The following is a 13,984-nucleotide window of genomic DNA, read 5'->3' as shown; positions in this document are numbered from 1 at the left end:
TTTGAAAATTCTTAAAAAGAAAAAAGTCTATTGTGAAAAAATTTTTCCTACCTATTCCTGTAATAGTATTATGTTCTACTTTAATGTTGATATCCTGTAATACTTCAAAGCATCTTAATACCAATCTTCCTATTGATATTTCCAATCGCCCAGCAGATGAAGACAGTCAGAAATACGATCAGGCTCAGCTGGATAGATTAAAAGCATCCATCGAGTCCGAAGCTACGGGAGAAAAATGTACGAATGCCAGCGAATGGACTTTTGTGGCAATGGGAGTGAAATCCTGCGGCGGACCTCAGCAATATATTGCTTATCCTAAAAAAATAGAATCTTCTATTCTCCCAAGGATCAATGAATATACTGATAAGGTAAGGGTTTTTAATGAAAAATATAATATAATGTCTGACTGTACGGTTATTACGCCTCCATCGTATATTAAATGTATCAGCGGAGAAGCAAGATTGATTACTCCGGAAATTCAGATTCAGACTCAAAATTTAAAATAAAGCAAAGGTTCTATATCAAATCAATACTAAGACTTGATATACAAAGCTCCGTCGAAAGACAGAGCTTTTGTTGTTTTATAGTACGTAAATGAAAAATTACAATTCGTAGTCTTTCACATTTTCTTTATACCAGGAAGAATATTTCACGTAGTTATCTGCAATTCTGTTGACTTCACCTTCCAATAACTGGGCATTGATGTCTTTAATTTTCTTAGCAGGAACTCCGCCCCAAACTTCTCCGGACTTAATGTGGGTACCCTGGGTAACTACAGATCCTGCTCCTACAATTGAATTTTCTTCAACCAGACAGTCATCCATCACAATTGCTCCCATCCCGATCAGTACATTATCCTTGATTGTACATCCATGTACAATGGCATTGTGTCCGATAGAAACGTTATTTCCAATATTCAATGGATGTTTCTGATAGGTACAGTGCAGCATTGCATTATCCTGAACATTCACTTTATCTCCCATTTTAATATAGTGAACATCTCCTCGGATCACAGCATTATACCAAACGCTACAATCTTTTCCCATGGTAACATCTCCGATAATCGTAGCTGTTTCAGCTAAAAACGTATTCTCTCCGATCTGTGGTATTTTTCCTAAAAGTTCTTTAATAAGTGCCATAGTTTTAATTTGAAAATTTGAAAATGAGCTATTTGAAAATAAGATTTACTATCATTTCAATTCCTGTATATAACTTCTAAATTAAAGCGATAGCAAAAATCTAACTCTCAGTTTCCAGCTTCTAACTTCTAATGCGTATTTTTGTATCTCAAATTTAACGAAAAAATGCGTACCGTACTTATAGAACCAACTGAAAACCCAAAAGTGATGAAATTTGTAGCTGATTACAATTTGATTCCGGGGTCTTTAGAGTTGGACAGAAATTCAGATATTTCAGAAATTCCTTTAGCACAGGAGCTTTTCAACTATCCATTTGTAGAAAGAGTTTTCATTACGGCTAATTTTGTAGCTGTAGCAAAGCAGGATACCATTGAATGGGAACACGTAGCTGAAAGTCTGAAAAATGTAATTGAGGATGAATTATTGGCAAATCCGAGAATTTATCTTCAGAAGAAAAAAGAAATGTATCAGATTTATTCTGAAATGACTCCTAACCCGAATGTAATGAAGTTTGTTTCCAGCAAGCTTCTTATGGAAGGTTTTGTGGAAGTAAAATCAAAAGAAGAAGCAGCTGATGTGCCTTTGGCTGAAGCTATTTTTAATGAATTTGATTTTGCCACTGAAGTTTTTATTTCCGATAATTTTGTGGCTGTTACCAAAGATCATTCTGTAGAATGGCACCAGGTAATGATCACAGTTCGTGCTCTTATCGCTGATTATCTTCAAAACGGAGGTGAAATTTCAAAAATAGAGCCTCATAAACATGAAAATCCTGTAGAAAAAATTCTTAACAGAGATTATACTGAAGATGAGCAGAAAATTTCGGATATTTTAAATGAATATGTAGCTCCTGCTGTGGAAAATGATGGTGGAAAAATTTCTTTAATGGAATATGATCAAGCCAGCAAAACGGCTAAAATGCTTTTACAGGGAGCATGTTCAGGATGTCCAAGTTCTACTGCTACTTTGAAAAATGGTATTGAAAATATTCTGAAGCAATTCGTTCCGGATCTTGTAGAAAGAGTGGAAGCAGTAAACGGATAACATTATTTCATGACCGCTCACAGAAAAATTCTGATCATTATCGGGAGTGCTACAAAGAATTCCAGTAATCAAAAGCTGATGGAACAGGTATTGGATAAAAATCCTGATATTCTTTTTCAGATGTATGATGATCTTTCTGTTCTTCCTCATTTTGACACCTCATTAACAGATGTGAATGTACCTGAGGAGATCGTGAAGATCAGAGAATATACTAATGATTCAGCGGGGGTTATATTTTCTACTCCGGAATATATTTTCAGTATTCCCAGCAGATTAAAAAATTTACTGGAATGGTGTGTTTCCACAAATCTATTTTCAGATAAGCCTGTGGCTTTTATCACAGGTTCTGCCAGTGGAGAAAAAGGTCATGAAGAATTATTATTGCTTTTAAAGACTCTCGGAGCTAAAACAGATGATAAACATCAGCTGTTAATAAAAGGAATAAAGGGTAAGCTTGAGTCTGATGGCTCGGTTGAAAACAATACCTTTGCTAAAGTATTACAATTGGTAACAGATTTTGAAAAGTCTGTTTCATCATTAAAATAAAAAATGTTGAGTAAAAAAGGAATTTTATTAGTCAATCTTGGATCACCAAAATCTACCGCTGTAAATGACGTAAAGGAATATCTTGATGAATTCCTGATGGATGAAAGGGTAATTGATTACCGATGGATCTTCAGGGCTCTTCTTGTTCAGGGTATTATATTAAAAACAAGACCTGCCAAGTCTGCCGAAGCTTATAAAACGGTATGGACGGATGAAGGATCTCCTTTGATTTTCATTACGGAAAGAATTCAGAAAAAGCTTCAGAAAGTGGTGGATGTACCTGTGGAAATCGGGATGAGATATGCAGAACCTAGTATTGAAACGGGAATTCAGAAATTGGTGGATCAGGGAATCTCTGAGATTGTTCTTTTCCCATTGTATCCTCAATATGCGATGAGTACTACGGAAACTGTTATCGAAAAAGCGGAAGAAGTAAGAAAGAAAAAATTTCCGAACATCAAGATTAATTATATTCAGCCGTTTTATAACAGAGATATTTACATCAACTGTCTGGCTGAAAGTATTAAGGAAAAGCTTCCTGAAAATTTTGATGCTTTACAATTTTCTTACCACGGGGTTCCGGAAAGACATATTTATAAGACAGATCCCACCAAGACCTGTAACCTTAATGACTGTTGTTCCAGAGAAGATAATCCAAGTCATCAGTTCTGCTACCGCCACCAATGTTATAAAACGACACAGCTTGTCATCGATAAACTGAATTTGCCTAAAGAAAAAACCATTGTTTCTTTCCAGTCAAGATTAGGAAAAGATAAATGGATTGAGCCTTATACGGATGAAACCTTGGAAACAATTGGTAAAAAAGGCGTGAAAAACCTAGCTATTGTTTGTCCGGCATTCGTTTCAGACTGTCTTGAAACATTGGAAGAAATTTCTGTGGAAGGTAAAGAACAGTTCATGCATGGCGGCGGAGAAAATTTCCATTATATTCCTTGTCTGAATGATGAAGACCGATGGATAGAAGTGGTGAAAACACTTTGTGAAGAAAAACTAAATGATTTTTATTTAGTATAATCATTACTTACAACATATAAAAAAGCCCACAGAAAAATTTTCTGTGGGCTTTTCTTGAAATATATTAAAGTTGTTATTTTTTGATTAAGTTTCCTGCTTTCTGTCCATTTACAGTTACAATATAAACTCCCGGAAGCATATTGGATGGAAGTTTTATGTTCAGTTTATTCACACCTTCTGTTAATGTTACTTTTTCAGAAATTTCTCTTTTTCCTGTAAGACTCGTTAATTCTACAGTTCCTTTTCCTTCCTTACTTTCAAATGCTATCGTAAACATATCTGTTGCCGGATTCGGGCTGATGGTAAACGGAGATGCATTTGTTGCAGATGCTACAAGCCCTGAAGGAGAAGTACCTCCGCCAACACCTACAGCATTCCAGGCATTGGTCACCTGCGTTACTTCATTACTACCTGCCCCGTAAAGATCTGCAGCTGCCTGTAAAGAATATGTTCTTGCATTAGCATAAGTAGATGTTGAAATCAGATAAGTTGTTAATGTTCTGTAAGCGATAGCTGCTGCTTTATCCAATCCGATTCCTGAAACATTATAAGCAAAACCTTTATCATTAGTACCCGATCCTCCTGTTACCAGTAAATAATACCAGAAATTTAAAACTCCTGAATTGGTATGAACGCCACAATAATCATTCGCCTGGCTAGGACTTGCACAACCAGAAGTAGTAGTCGCTTTCCAATAAGTACCCAGATAGGTATCCGGTTGTCCGTAAGCATTAGGATTAGCCATATCTCTGATCACATAGCTGAAATCTTCTCCTAAGGTCCAGCTTGCCTGAGTAGGTCTTGCCCAACGTTCTATAGAGTTTCCGAAAATATCAGAGAAACCTTCGTTCAGTGCTCCTGGTTCTCTTTGGTAGACGAGATTAGCTGTTTTGGAAGTCATTCCGTGAGCAATTTCATGTCCACAAACATCAATAGCTGTCAACGGCTTTCCTCCGTTCGTTGTAGAACTTCCGTCTCCATAGGTCATTCTTGAACCATCCCAGAACGCATTAAAGTAATTGGTAGAATAGTGAACATATGACTTGATCGCAAAATGATTATTATCAATACTCTTTCTTCCGAATTTTGTATAAAGATAATCTACGGTCATTTCTGCCCCCCAATGCGCATCGGTTGCATATTGATCTTTATTGGTATTTACATTATTCCAAACATTATCTGGATCTGTAAAGTCTACAGCTGTCGAATAATTTGTTCCTTTATTTAAATTATAAGTTTCTACAGACGTCCCTCCGTTTCTTCCTGTTTCTCTTAATCTATAACTTCCATTATAAGAATCCGCAACGATATTTCTGTTTCCACTGTAAGCGGTTGTAGCTGTTCCCGGAGCATTTACATCATGAATGATAGCATCTACTCCCAGTACTTTTCCATTTTTTGCATCCACAAAAACATATTGTCTGCTCAATGGTTTTTCTGCATAAATATCAAATTTATAAGCTAATCTCAGATCATTAAGCTTTTCATCAGTAGGATCTGAATAATAGACCAATTCTCCTTTTGGGGCAAAACTTGCGTTGGCATCATCTGTTTCTTTCTTAATGAACTCTTCTTCATTTTTGTTTTGCCATTTGTAAGATTCTGCACCTACAAATGATAAAGCGCTTTGTAAAGCTATCTCTTCTGAAAGATTGGCTTTTCTCTCAACAGCTTTGGGAACATTCAGCATCCATTTTCCTGTTTGCCCTACGATTTTACCGTTTTTGGTCTGTACAGCCATCATTCCATATTCTACCGGAATATCATTAACGGTTTGTTGAAATCTATGAGTTTCAAACCCTAACTGATCAGATTCATTACCTAATTTACGAGATTGTCCTGGTGAAAGTCTTTGTGATGTTTCATCAAATAAAACCGGGCTCCCTTTGAATTCAGGTCCGTTTTTATCGAATCTCATAAAGTCTGCATGTAAGCCGCTTTTACCCGGAATTAATTTTGATGGTGTGTTTTGACCAAAAACGAATGAGCATGCTGCAACGCTTGCTGCTAAGATAAATTTTGTTTTCATAAAAATATTTATTAAGTGTGATGACGAAAGTATAAACTTTTCTCTACAAAAACACTATACTAATGAATAAAATTCAATTGATATTATAAATCAATAAACAAATCACAATAATGATTTTAAAAAGAAGCGAAATATTTAAAAATAATTTTATTATTATGAATATTTTTCATGAATTAATTTAACAAAAATCAACTTTTTGTGAATTATTATTTTCGTTATGTTTTGCATTTTATTGAATAAAATCATATCAATTTTGCTATTTATGGTAAAAAAATAAGGATGCCTCTATTGAGACAACCTTTATTTATTTAATTAATATCTAAATATTGATCACTACCATTCTTTCATTTCTTCATATTCCTGTCTATATTTAAATATCAGATCTTTTTGATCACATTCACTCATTTCTCCTTTGATCTTAGCTAACAACCCATCATAAATGGTATCATAATGAAGGAGGGCTGCTTTTAAAACATATACCTTATTGTAAGGAGGCCAATATCCTTTGTTGATATAAGTATTATTCTGCTCAATATATTCCAGTATTTCCTTTGCTTCTTTATTTTTATAGGTAGCTACAGCTCTTGCAAAAAAGAATACTTCTTCAGTAATATTATTTTCAGGACTCAACTGATCTTTAATATGCTTTTCAAAATAACTTTTCAATAAAGGAAAAAATTTTCCATCAGGAAAATACTCTATACTTTTAAAGATAAAATTACCACAGGGGTTACTATTAATATTTTTATTGAACAGATCGTACAAAAGATCTGTATCTTCTTTCTTTTTGAACTTGCTCAAAGCAAAGACTGCCCCTAATTGTATCCCACAGTCTTTATGATCAGTTTGAGCTCTTTCTTTGATAAGTTATAATACTTCTCATCAGGATCAATATTACGGATCATCCAGTTTGATGCATTAAGATCAGGATGCCCTATAAGAACTTTCTCTACAAGGACTTTCTTTTGAATAGGAGATAAACCATTTTTGTCGTGGGCTTTCATAATCATCAGATCTGATACGGTAAAACTTCCCCCGGCATCTTCATAATACCAAAAGGTAACTTTATCTTTATCATTAAGATGATTCAGGAGAAGATCAAAATATTCCGCCTCTCCTCTGTTCACAATTTCTCTGTAAGCAATTACTCTCAGCTGTGGATTTTCAAAATTCATTAACTTTATAAGCTCTTCTTTTGTTGCTTCTTTATTCAGCATTTTTCTCGCCACAGTATCAGAAACCGGAACAGCTTTCTCCTTGGAAAGTCTTTGCAGATAAGGTCTTAATTCTTCACGAAAATCATTGAGCTTAGTTTTATTTTCATTTTTACAGGAAGTGAAAACAAAAAAAATAATTAAAACAGATACAATTCTTATCATTTCCTAACAGGTGTTCTGAATTCTCCATACCCCATCAGTCCATCATAATTTCTCCCAAAAGGAGCGTAATATAAGAATGCCTGATAAAGGTTTTCGGTTTGCCAGAAGTTACCGTTTACCTCACCAAAGTCAAGAGGTCCGTCTCCCTGCTTTGTCGCTAATATATAGTTATAAAACCCTTGCTTCATAAATATTTTAGCAACATATTGCTTACCTGCCGCATCATATTGCATCTGATTTTCTTTGCTTGGCTGAAATCCGTTGAAACCTCCCAAAATATAAATATCTTTATCTACAGGATCAGATTCCAGATAGAAATACACCCATGAATAATCTGCTTCCCTTTCCGCATCTCTTTCTCTTCCAAGGTCATTTCTTCTGTAATACCACGCACCATTTACATCAGGCTGATATTGATAGTTCAAAGGAAAAGCCCACACCGGATGCAGATAAGTATGATTGATATCATCTTTTACTTCTACAGCACGAACCATATCGGCTGCAATGGTCATATTTTTATTATCGAAATAATAAAATTCATTATCTCCGGGAAAAGCAAGATTCATTTGCTGGAAAAGTAACTGATTTCCAAGGACAGTACTTGGCTTAAGATTAGAAATAACCATATTAGGATTATTATTCTGCATCACATTCATACTCATGGAATTTACATTCGAAGAGAGATCACCAGCTTTGGGAGTAGCCTTTACTTCTACCCTTTGGTTGATATTAGGTCTCTTTGCATCAGCAATTCTTGAAATATTTAGTCCCAAAGATGCCATATCTTCTACCAGATAAAAACGCCTTTTGAAAAGAGGCTTATCCGCCGAATCTTTATAAACGATGAGCTCATAATTCCCGGATATTTTAGGTTTCATGTTATCATTGGGAAAAGTCAGTTTATAATGGGTATACGCTTGTAGTGTATTGAATGAATACTGAAACTTGTCCAGAAGTCCGTTCAGGTTTCCGGTGGCAAATTCTGTAAAGAATAGATTATCATCATTCCAGTTTCTGTCATAATGTTTAATGGTATATCTATAAATTTCGCTGCCATTGGTAAGATCATCAAAACTTAAAACCAATTGTTCTCCGAATTTAATTACCGGAGTTTCATCATTCGTCTGTGGGTTGAACAGCTGGATACTTTGGATATTTTGTCCATAAACCAGTCCGCCCAAGGAAAGTAAGAGTATTCGCAAAGTTTTCATTATGACGAAGATAACGAAAAATAGCCATTTACTTAATAATATCGTATTTTTGGAATAAAAATAATCAGCTTATGCTTCAGATTCAAGGCTTCGTATTCAATTTTGCAAGCGAAAATACATATGTTCTTTACAACGACAATAAAAATGCCTGGTTAATTGATCCGGGAAATATGAATGAGCAGGAAACGAGTGCTATCGATACATTCATCAAAGAAAAAGGGTTAAAAATTGAGAAAATCCTTTTAACTCATGCTCATATTGATCATGTTTTAGGGCTTCAATGGGCTTTTGATACATTTAAAGTACCTGTTTATCTTCATAAGGAAGATCAGGAAGTGTTAGATATGCTTCAGGCGAGCGGAATGAGATTTGGTTTTCCCATTGATCCGGTAAAAGTAGAAACCATCTATATCAATGAAGGTGAAGAACTGGAACTGGATGGCGAAAAGTTCACTATTTACCATGTTCCCGGACATTCCCCCGGAAGTGTAGTATACCATAATGAAAATCAGAAATTCATGATCTCAGGCGATGTTCTTTTTGAAGGAAGTATCGGAAGAACAGATCTTTATAAAGGAAATTATGAACAATTGATTGACGGTATTAAAACAAAGCTTTTTGTACTTGATCCTGATACACAGGTTTTTTCAGGTCATGGAAATCCTACGTCAATTGGGTTTGAGAAGCAATATAATCCGTTTTTAAAATAAAATTTAGACACTTTTCGACGTAATTATACACAACAAATTCGTATTAAAATGGCTTTAAAAAAGAAATATTATTTATTTTTCATTTTATTGTTTTACATAACGAAAGTAAATGCTCAATTTCTTGGATATTATAAGCTAGAAGAAGAAGATACGGATGTATCAAGTCCTACATTGTTTATATTACCCAACAACGAATTTTATTTTTTCAAATATGGTAGTTGGAAAACCGGAAAATGGTCTAAAGTTGATGAAGACAATATAATACTAACTGAAATTAAAGCTGAAGAAAATCCTATTGATATTTATGGGAAATTTGATAAAAATAAAAAAGATATTACCATTAATCTGTTGGGTTACCTGAATGGGACCTCTAAATCATATGCTTTTATAAATTTTTCCAAGGATATTACCACACAAAAAAAATTTGAGCCCATTTTTAACGATGATAAGAAATTATTCGAAAATAATTATGAGTTCACGAAAAAAGACAACGAATACGATTGGATGACAATCAGTATTCCGCGCAATAAGAATAAGTATAAAAACAATATCAGCTATCCTTTTGACGCATTGAGTTATACATATCCAATGAATAAAAAGTATAATTACTACATTGTCATACAAAATATAGATTCTATTCTACCACCTGTAACCTTAACGCTTACCAAACGAAATAAAGACTATTATGTAGGTTTTGACAGATATATAAAGCAAAAAGAGTTAACAGCAGCTGAAACATTGAAAAAAATTCAAGAAACCAAAATATCAGTTGAAAATGGAAGCTATAAGAAGAATTTAGGAACTAAAATCCTTTATCATTCTGTTGAAAATATCAGTATAAGTGAAGCTTCAGTTTTTACATTCACCGAATGAGAAATAGATAAGCTAATAAAAAAACCGTCAGAACTTAGTCCTGACGGTTTTGCATTTATAAAAAAATAGAGTTTAAAAGTCTAAAGTAATTGAAGCTCTTGCTGCAGCTCCCATAATTGGTCTTGCCATTCTGATGCTGGATCCTGATACTGCCTGAGATCTTGGATCGCCTTCAGTAATTCCAATTGTATTAAAGATATTGGTTCCGTCTACAGCAAAACGTATTTTACCAAGCTGATAAGACATTCCGGCACCGAATTCTGTGAATGACGGTAAAATATTATCTTCCGTATTTCCTTCATTCTGGAAACGTTTACCATAATAATTCATACTTACATAAGCTCGCCAGTCTTTTGTAATATTCACAGCAGGAGAAATATTAAAATAAAATTTAGGAATTCTTCTTACTACATTTCCATCATAATCAAAAGTAGAGCCGTCAGCATTTCTTCCTGTAAAGTCTTTGTATTTCGGGTTCTGAATGGTTCCATTGAATGTAATTTCAAAAACATTATTGAAAAGCCTCGCAAATCCCTCAATTTCTACCCCTAGGTTGGTTGTATTGGCAAATTTATTCTCTGAAGTTCCGTCCGAATAAACATCTGTAAATGATAGATTCTTAAGTGCCGAATAAAACGGAATCACAGCAATATCAAAAGTACGGGAATAGTATTTATATCCAACTTCCAATTGATTAGTCAGTACAGGTTTTACCACATCCAGATTTCCTATATTATTATAATATGCTTCTTCATTCGGTGATCTGAAACCATGAGAAAAGCGTGCGTAAACTGCATTTTCACGATTGATTTTATAATTGGAGGCAAGAGTATAAGAAACTTTATTGATATCATAATACCAGTACGTAAACTGATTTCCCAGCACATTCATATGATCATCCGCTGTTGTTGTCTCAAAACCATGAGTTCCGTCTACTGTTAAGCCTGAATTATTAAGATTAGCCGTTGTGGTATTAACTTTATATCCTTTGTAAAAATCCCGGCTATAGCGAATTCCTCCATTAAAACTTAAAGCATCGGTTACATTATAATCCAGATTTAAATAAACATCATTCAAACTTCCCTGAATTTGTGAATCTCTAAGTAAAGAAGACATATCGGTAACTCCGTTATATGTTTTAGAATAGCCTACACTGCTTGGGCTGAGAGATGGATCTACCAAATTTAATAGTTCAGGTCTGTCGGTTGCCGTTGTGAGAATATTACTCCAGTTCCAGTATTGATGGGATTTCCAGTTTGATTTATAAAAACCGGCTGTCACATTTCCTTTATCAAATTTATAATTGAACTGTAGATCATTCACAAAGTTATTCATTTGCTTATCAATAGCCCAGAAACCAAGTTTTTGTACATATTCAGGATTCACCACTGCTCCGCTGCTTACCGATGAGTATTGATAATTTGTCATCCCCATACTCTTTGCAAAGTCTGCTCCGCTCTGAGGTGCTCCCGCCGGAAAAATCCCGGTGTAGTTCATATTAATATTGGTATATCTCGTTTTATTTAAAACACTGAAATTACCTCCCAGATCATATTTAAATTCAGCTCCCAATACATCTACTTTAGGATGAATTCCGTCTTCAAGATTTCTACTGAAAAAACCACCTCCTGCCTGAGGAATATTGAGCTGGCTGATGGCTCTGTAGCTGTAGGTTCCATAATTAGGATCAAAACCATTAAATCCTTTTAATTTTTCACCATCCTGCGTTAAAGGAATTGGAAGGAAAAATGTATTTCTATCGTCTAATTTTTTATAGTAAACTTTTGCATACCCTTTATCAAATACATATTTCAGATTCATTCTGATCTGCCCGCCATTATTGGCTTTGAAACCTGTTTTTCTGATTCCGTCGTCACTTCTGTAAAAACCACCTACATTGAAAAATAATTTATCTTTTACCAAAGCACCTCCAACATTAAGATCAGTACGCATTAAACCATAAGTACTGGTTTCAAGTTTTGCTGTACCTTTAAAATCATTCGTTCCTTCCTTTGTAATAAAATTAATAAGTCCGCCCGGCGAATTATTGGCATAAATAGACCCCGAACCACCTCTCAAAGCTTCCAGTCTGCTCACCGAATTATCTACACGAAAAAAATTATCAGCATTGGCAAATTGAAGTGCTCCATCCTCAAAAACCGGTAATCCGTCTTCCTGAACCTGTACAAATTCATAAGCTCCGGCAGAAGGAATCCCTCTTGCAAAAAGATTGTTTCCAACTTCACCACCAGAAGTTTCTACAGCAAAACCAGGAACTCGCTGTAATAAAGCTGCCGCGCTGATTGGATTTTGCTTCTGGATTTCCTTTGAGCTGAATGTTGAAATAGCAGTACTGGATTCTATTTTTTTCTTGGGATTCGAATTTCCTGTAATAACGATCTGATCGATGGAGGAAACTTTCGCAGAATCTTGCTGGGTTTCCTGAGCATAAGCATTATTGAAGTACAATGTAGCTGTAGCGGCGATTAAAAAGATTGATTTTTTTTTCATAGCCCTATTTTTTATTGTTAGTTTCAGTTTTGTTGTAGTTTTAAATACACACCATTCGTCCAACCGAACCCATCCTGATTGGGATATTCCCCGCCTCCTGCTATCGTTTCTGTATCTAATGCATTGTATTTTTCCATTAATTTTCCGGTGTTTTTGTAGACTCTTTCCACATTGGAACACCAGTTATTTTTTATTTTTTCTGCTAAATCATGGTAACCATAATTTTTCATTGCCTTAAAGCCCAGCCATTGGTACGGTGCCCATGCATTGGGTAAATCCCATTGTTGCCCTGAGTTTTTAGTTGTGGTTACAAGCCCGCCCTGATATAAAAATTTATCAGCAACAGCTTTTGCAATGGCATCTGCCTGTTCCTCATCTGCAATCCCAAGAAATAATGGATACAGAGCAGCAATATGTTCAGACGCTGTATTGATGTCTTTTTTGATATGATAATCTTTGTACATCTTTGTTTTTTCATCCCAGAAGTATGTGTTGATCATCTCTCTTCGGTGTGCTGCTCTTTCAGCAAAAAAATGTTCTTTTTCTCCCAATTGCTTAAGCCCTGAAGATTTTGCCAATGTGGTTTCCAAATGCCATAAAAGGCAGTTCAGATCTACCTCCGCGAGATTCAATGTTTCAATCGTTTGGATATGTTGTCCATCTGCAAACCATCTGCTGGAAAAATCCCAGCCGGATTCACAGGCGCTTCTTATATTTCTGTAAAATTCCTCACCTGAAGCATTCTGCTGATCTTCAATATCAATTAAATAACTTTCAGGACGAGGCTCATTTTCTGCATCATAATATCTGTTCAAAATATCTCCTTCAACAGTTTTCACTACTCTTTTAACTCCTGAACCATTTTCTGCACTTTCTTTTCCATTCATCCAAAACTCATATTCCTTTTCTAAAGTATCATGATATTGAGTATAAACAGATTCATCATTTTTAGTTTCAGCAAGAAGTTCAAGCATCAATGAAAAATAAGGAGGTTGAGATCGGCTTAAAAAGTGAGTTCTGCTCGCATTAGGAATAAAACCTACATTTTGAATGAGATAAGAGCAGTTTTCCACAATATTTTCCATCATCTCTACCCTTCCGGAAACCTGTAATCCCAACATAATAAAATAACTGTCCCAATAAAAAAATTCATTAAAACGACCTCCCGGAACGATATAAGGCTTCGGTAATTTTAAAAGCGTTCCTTTCTCTTCATATGCTGTACGGGTAAGCTCATCCCAAAGTTTTTCAATATGTTCTTCAATCGGAAGATGATCTTCTCTCTGAATGGAAATTTTGGCTCCTAAAAAATCAAAATGAGTCATCACAAAGTTTTTAAGATCAAAACCTTCTGAACCTTTATTCTGTTCATATTTTTCATTGATTTCAGCTACCGGAAATAACGGAACTGCATCAGTCATCATTTTCTGATCTTCAAAAATTGCGGATCTCTGAACATCGTCAAAAAGAGTCTGGATATCGTGAATGTAAAGCTGATTATTCATTA

At 34.9% G+C, this 13,984-nt stretch carries 13 protein-coding genes; 6 read left to right on the top strand and 7 right to left on the bottom strand.

All coding sequences use genetic code 11. The features are described 5' to 3' along the window. Nucleotides 1-32 precede the first annotated feature (32 nt). Complete coding sequence (locus tag AC5YGG_RS17635) at nucleotides 33-506, top strand: hypothetical protein (RefSeq protein WP_496145753.1); 474 nt, start codon at nucleotides 33-35, stop codon at nucleotides 504-506. Between the two features lie 96 nt (nucleotides 507-602). On the opposite strand, the gene AC5YGG_RS17630 is transcribed toward AC5YGG_RS17635, so the two are convergent. Further along, on the bottom strand, nucleotides 603-1,139 hold the full coding sequence (locus AC5YGG_RS17630) for a gamma carbonic anhydrase family protein (RefSeq protein ID WP_065395062.1): 537 nt from the start codon (nucleotides 1,137-1,139) through the stop codon (nucleotides 603-605). 165 nt (nucleotides 1,140-1,304) lie between these two features. Between AC5YGG_RS17630 and AC5YGG_RS17625 the strand changes: the two genes are divergently transcribed. The 3 genes from AC5YGG_RS17625 to hemH are packed head-to-tail and all read left to right on the top strand — an operon-like array spanning nucleotide 1,305 to nucleotide 3,764. Further along, nucleotides 1,305-2,183, top strand: coding sequence for a NifU family protein (locus AC5YGG_RS17625; protein WP_496145752.1), 879 nt, complete (start codon nucleotides 1,305-1,307; stop codon nucleotides 2,181-2,183). A gap of 9 nt (nucleotides 2,184-2,192) precedes the next feature. Continuing rightward, the gene (locus AC5YGG_RS17620; protein WP_496145751.1) at nucleotides 2,193-2,729 is read left to right on the top strand and encodes an NADPH-dependent FMN reductase; all 537 of its coding nucleotides are present in this window, start codon (nucleotides 2,193-2,195) and stop codon (nucleotides 2,727-2,729) included. Nucleotides 2,730-2,735: 6 nt separating this feature from the next. Further along, entirely contained in the window at nucleotides 2,736-3,764 is a 1,029-nt protein-coding gene (gene hemH, locus AC5YGG_RS17615) for a ferrochelatase (RefSeq protein ID WP_496145781.1), read from the top strand. Nucleotides 3,765-3,837: 73 nt separating this feature from the next. Here hemH and AC5YGG_RS17610 read toward each other — a convergent pair whose 3' ends face one another. From AC5YGG_RS17610 to AC5YGG_RS17595, 4 genes are all read right to left on the bottom strand, one after another. Next, entirely contained in the window at nucleotides 3,838-5,793 is a 1,956-nt protein-coding gene (locus AC5YGG_RS17610; protein WP_496145750.1) for a M4 family metallopeptidase, read from the bottom strand. A gap of 333 nt (nucleotides 5,794-6,126) precedes the next feature. Beyond that, nucleotides 6,127-6,594 carry a hypothetical protein gene (locus AC5YGG_RS17605; protein ID WP_496145749.1) on the bottom strand — a complete coding sequence of 156 codons (468 nt, stop codon included), beginning with the start codon at nucleotides 6,592-6,594 and terminating at the stop codon, nucleotides 6,127-6,129. A gap of 14 nt (nucleotides 6,595-6,608) precedes the next feature. Further along, complete coding sequence (locus tag AC5YGG_RS17600; RefSeq protein WP_496145748.1) at nucleotides 6,609-7,172, bottom strand: hypothetical protein; 564 nt, start codon at nucleotides 7,170-7,172, stop codon at nucleotides 6,609-6,611. Continuing rightward, nucleotides 7,169-8,383 (bottom strand): type IX secretion system plug protein, encoded by a 1,215-nt coding sequence (locus AC5YGG_RS17595; RefSeq protein WP_496145747.1) that lies wholly within the window; start codon nucleotides 8,381-8,383, stop codon nucleotides 7,169-7,171. The genes AC5YGG_RS17600 and AC5YGG_RS17595 overlap by 4 nt, the downstream gene beginning before the upstream one ends. Nucleotides 8,384-8,454: 71 nt before the next feature. On the opposite strand from AC5YGG_RS17595, the gene AC5YGG_RS17590 reads away from it, so the two are divergent. Further along, nucleotides 8,455-9,093 (top strand): MBL fold metallo-hydrolase, encoded by a 639-nt coding sequence (locus tag AC5YGG_RS17590; RefSeq protein WP_496145746.1) that lies wholly within the window; start codon nucleotides 8,455-8,457, stop codon nucleotides 9,091-9,093. A 48-nt stretch (nucleotides 9,094-9,141) separates the two neighbouring features. Beyond that, nucleotides 9,142-9,966: a hypothetical protein gene (locus AC5YGG_RS17585; protein ID WP_496145745.1), complete on the top strand. Its 825-nt coding sequence runs from the start codon at nucleotides 9,142-9,144 to the stop codon at nucleotides 9,964-9,966. A 72-nt stretch (nucleotides 9,967-10,038) separates the two neighbouring features. Here the strand turns inward: AC5YGG_RS17585 and AC5YGG_RS17580 are convergent, their stop codons facing one another. Then, nucleotides 10,039-12,477 (bottom strand): TonB-dependent receptor, encoded by a 2,439-nt coding sequence (locus tag AC5YGG_RS17580; protein ID WP_496145744.1) that lies wholly within the window; start codon nucleotides 12,475-12,477, stop codon nucleotides 10,039-10,041. Nucleotides 12,478-12,500: 23 nt separating this feature from the next. Continuing rightward, the gene (locus AC5YGG_RS17575) at nucleotides 12,501-13,982 is read right to left on the bottom strand and encodes a trehalase family glycosidase (RefSeq protein WP_496145743.1); all 1,482 of its coding nucleotides are present in this window, start codon (nucleotides 13,980-13,982) and stop codon (nucleotides 12,501-12,503) included. Between the last annotated feature and the right edge of the window lie 2 nt (nucleotides 13,983-13,984).

This window comes from Chryseobacterium sp. CS2K3 (genome assembly GCF_059515185.1).
The sequence above is the reverse complement of the archived record's forward strand: the minus strand, read 5'-3'. Positions and strand labels throughout refer to the sequence as shown.

Excerpts from the sequence above, each read along its gene's own strand:
- AC5YGG_RS17630 (WP_065395062.1), bottom strand. The coding sequence starts at position 1,139 with ATGGCACTTATTAAAGAACTTTTAGGAAAAATACCACAGATCGGAGAG.
- AC5YGG_RS17625 (WP_496145752.1), top strand. The coding sequence starts at position 1,305 with ATGCGTACCGTACTTATAGAACCAACTGAAAACCCAAAAGTGATGAAA.
- AC5YGG_RS17620 (WP_496145751.1), top strand. The coding sequence starts at position 2,193 with ATGACCGCTCACAGAAAAATTCTGATCATTATCGGGAGTGCTACAAAG.
- AC5YGG_RS17610 (WP_496145750.1), bottom strand. The coding sequence starts at position 5,793 with ATGAAAACAAAATTTATCTTAGCAGCAAGCGTTGCAGCATGCTCATTC.
- AC5YGG_RS17600 (WP_496145748.1), bottom strand. The coding sequence starts at position 7,172 with ATGATAAGAATTGTATCTGTTTTAATTATTTTTTTTGTTTTCACTTCC.
- AC5YGG_RS17595 (WP_496145747.1), bottom strand. The coding sequence starts at position 8,383 with ATGAAAACTTTGCGAATACTCTTACTTTCCTTGGGCGGACTGGTTTAT.
- AC5YGG_RS17590 (WP_496145746.1), top strand. The coding sequence starts at position 8,455 with ATGCTTCAGATTCAAGGCTTCGTATTCAATTTTGCAAGCGAAAATACA.
- AC5YGG_RS17585 (WP_496145745.1), top strand. The coding sequence starts at position 9,142 with ATGGCTTTAAAAAAGAAATATTATTTATTTTTCATTTTATTGTTTTAC.
- AC5YGG_RS17580 (WP_496145744.1), bottom strand. The coding sequence starts at position 12,477 with ATGAAAAAAAAATCAATCTTTTTAATCGCCGCTACAGCTACATTGTAC.
- AC5YGG_RS17575 (WP_496145743.1), bottom strand. The coding sequence starts at position 13,982 with ATGAATAATCAGCTTTACATTCACGATATCCAGACTCTTTTTGACGAT.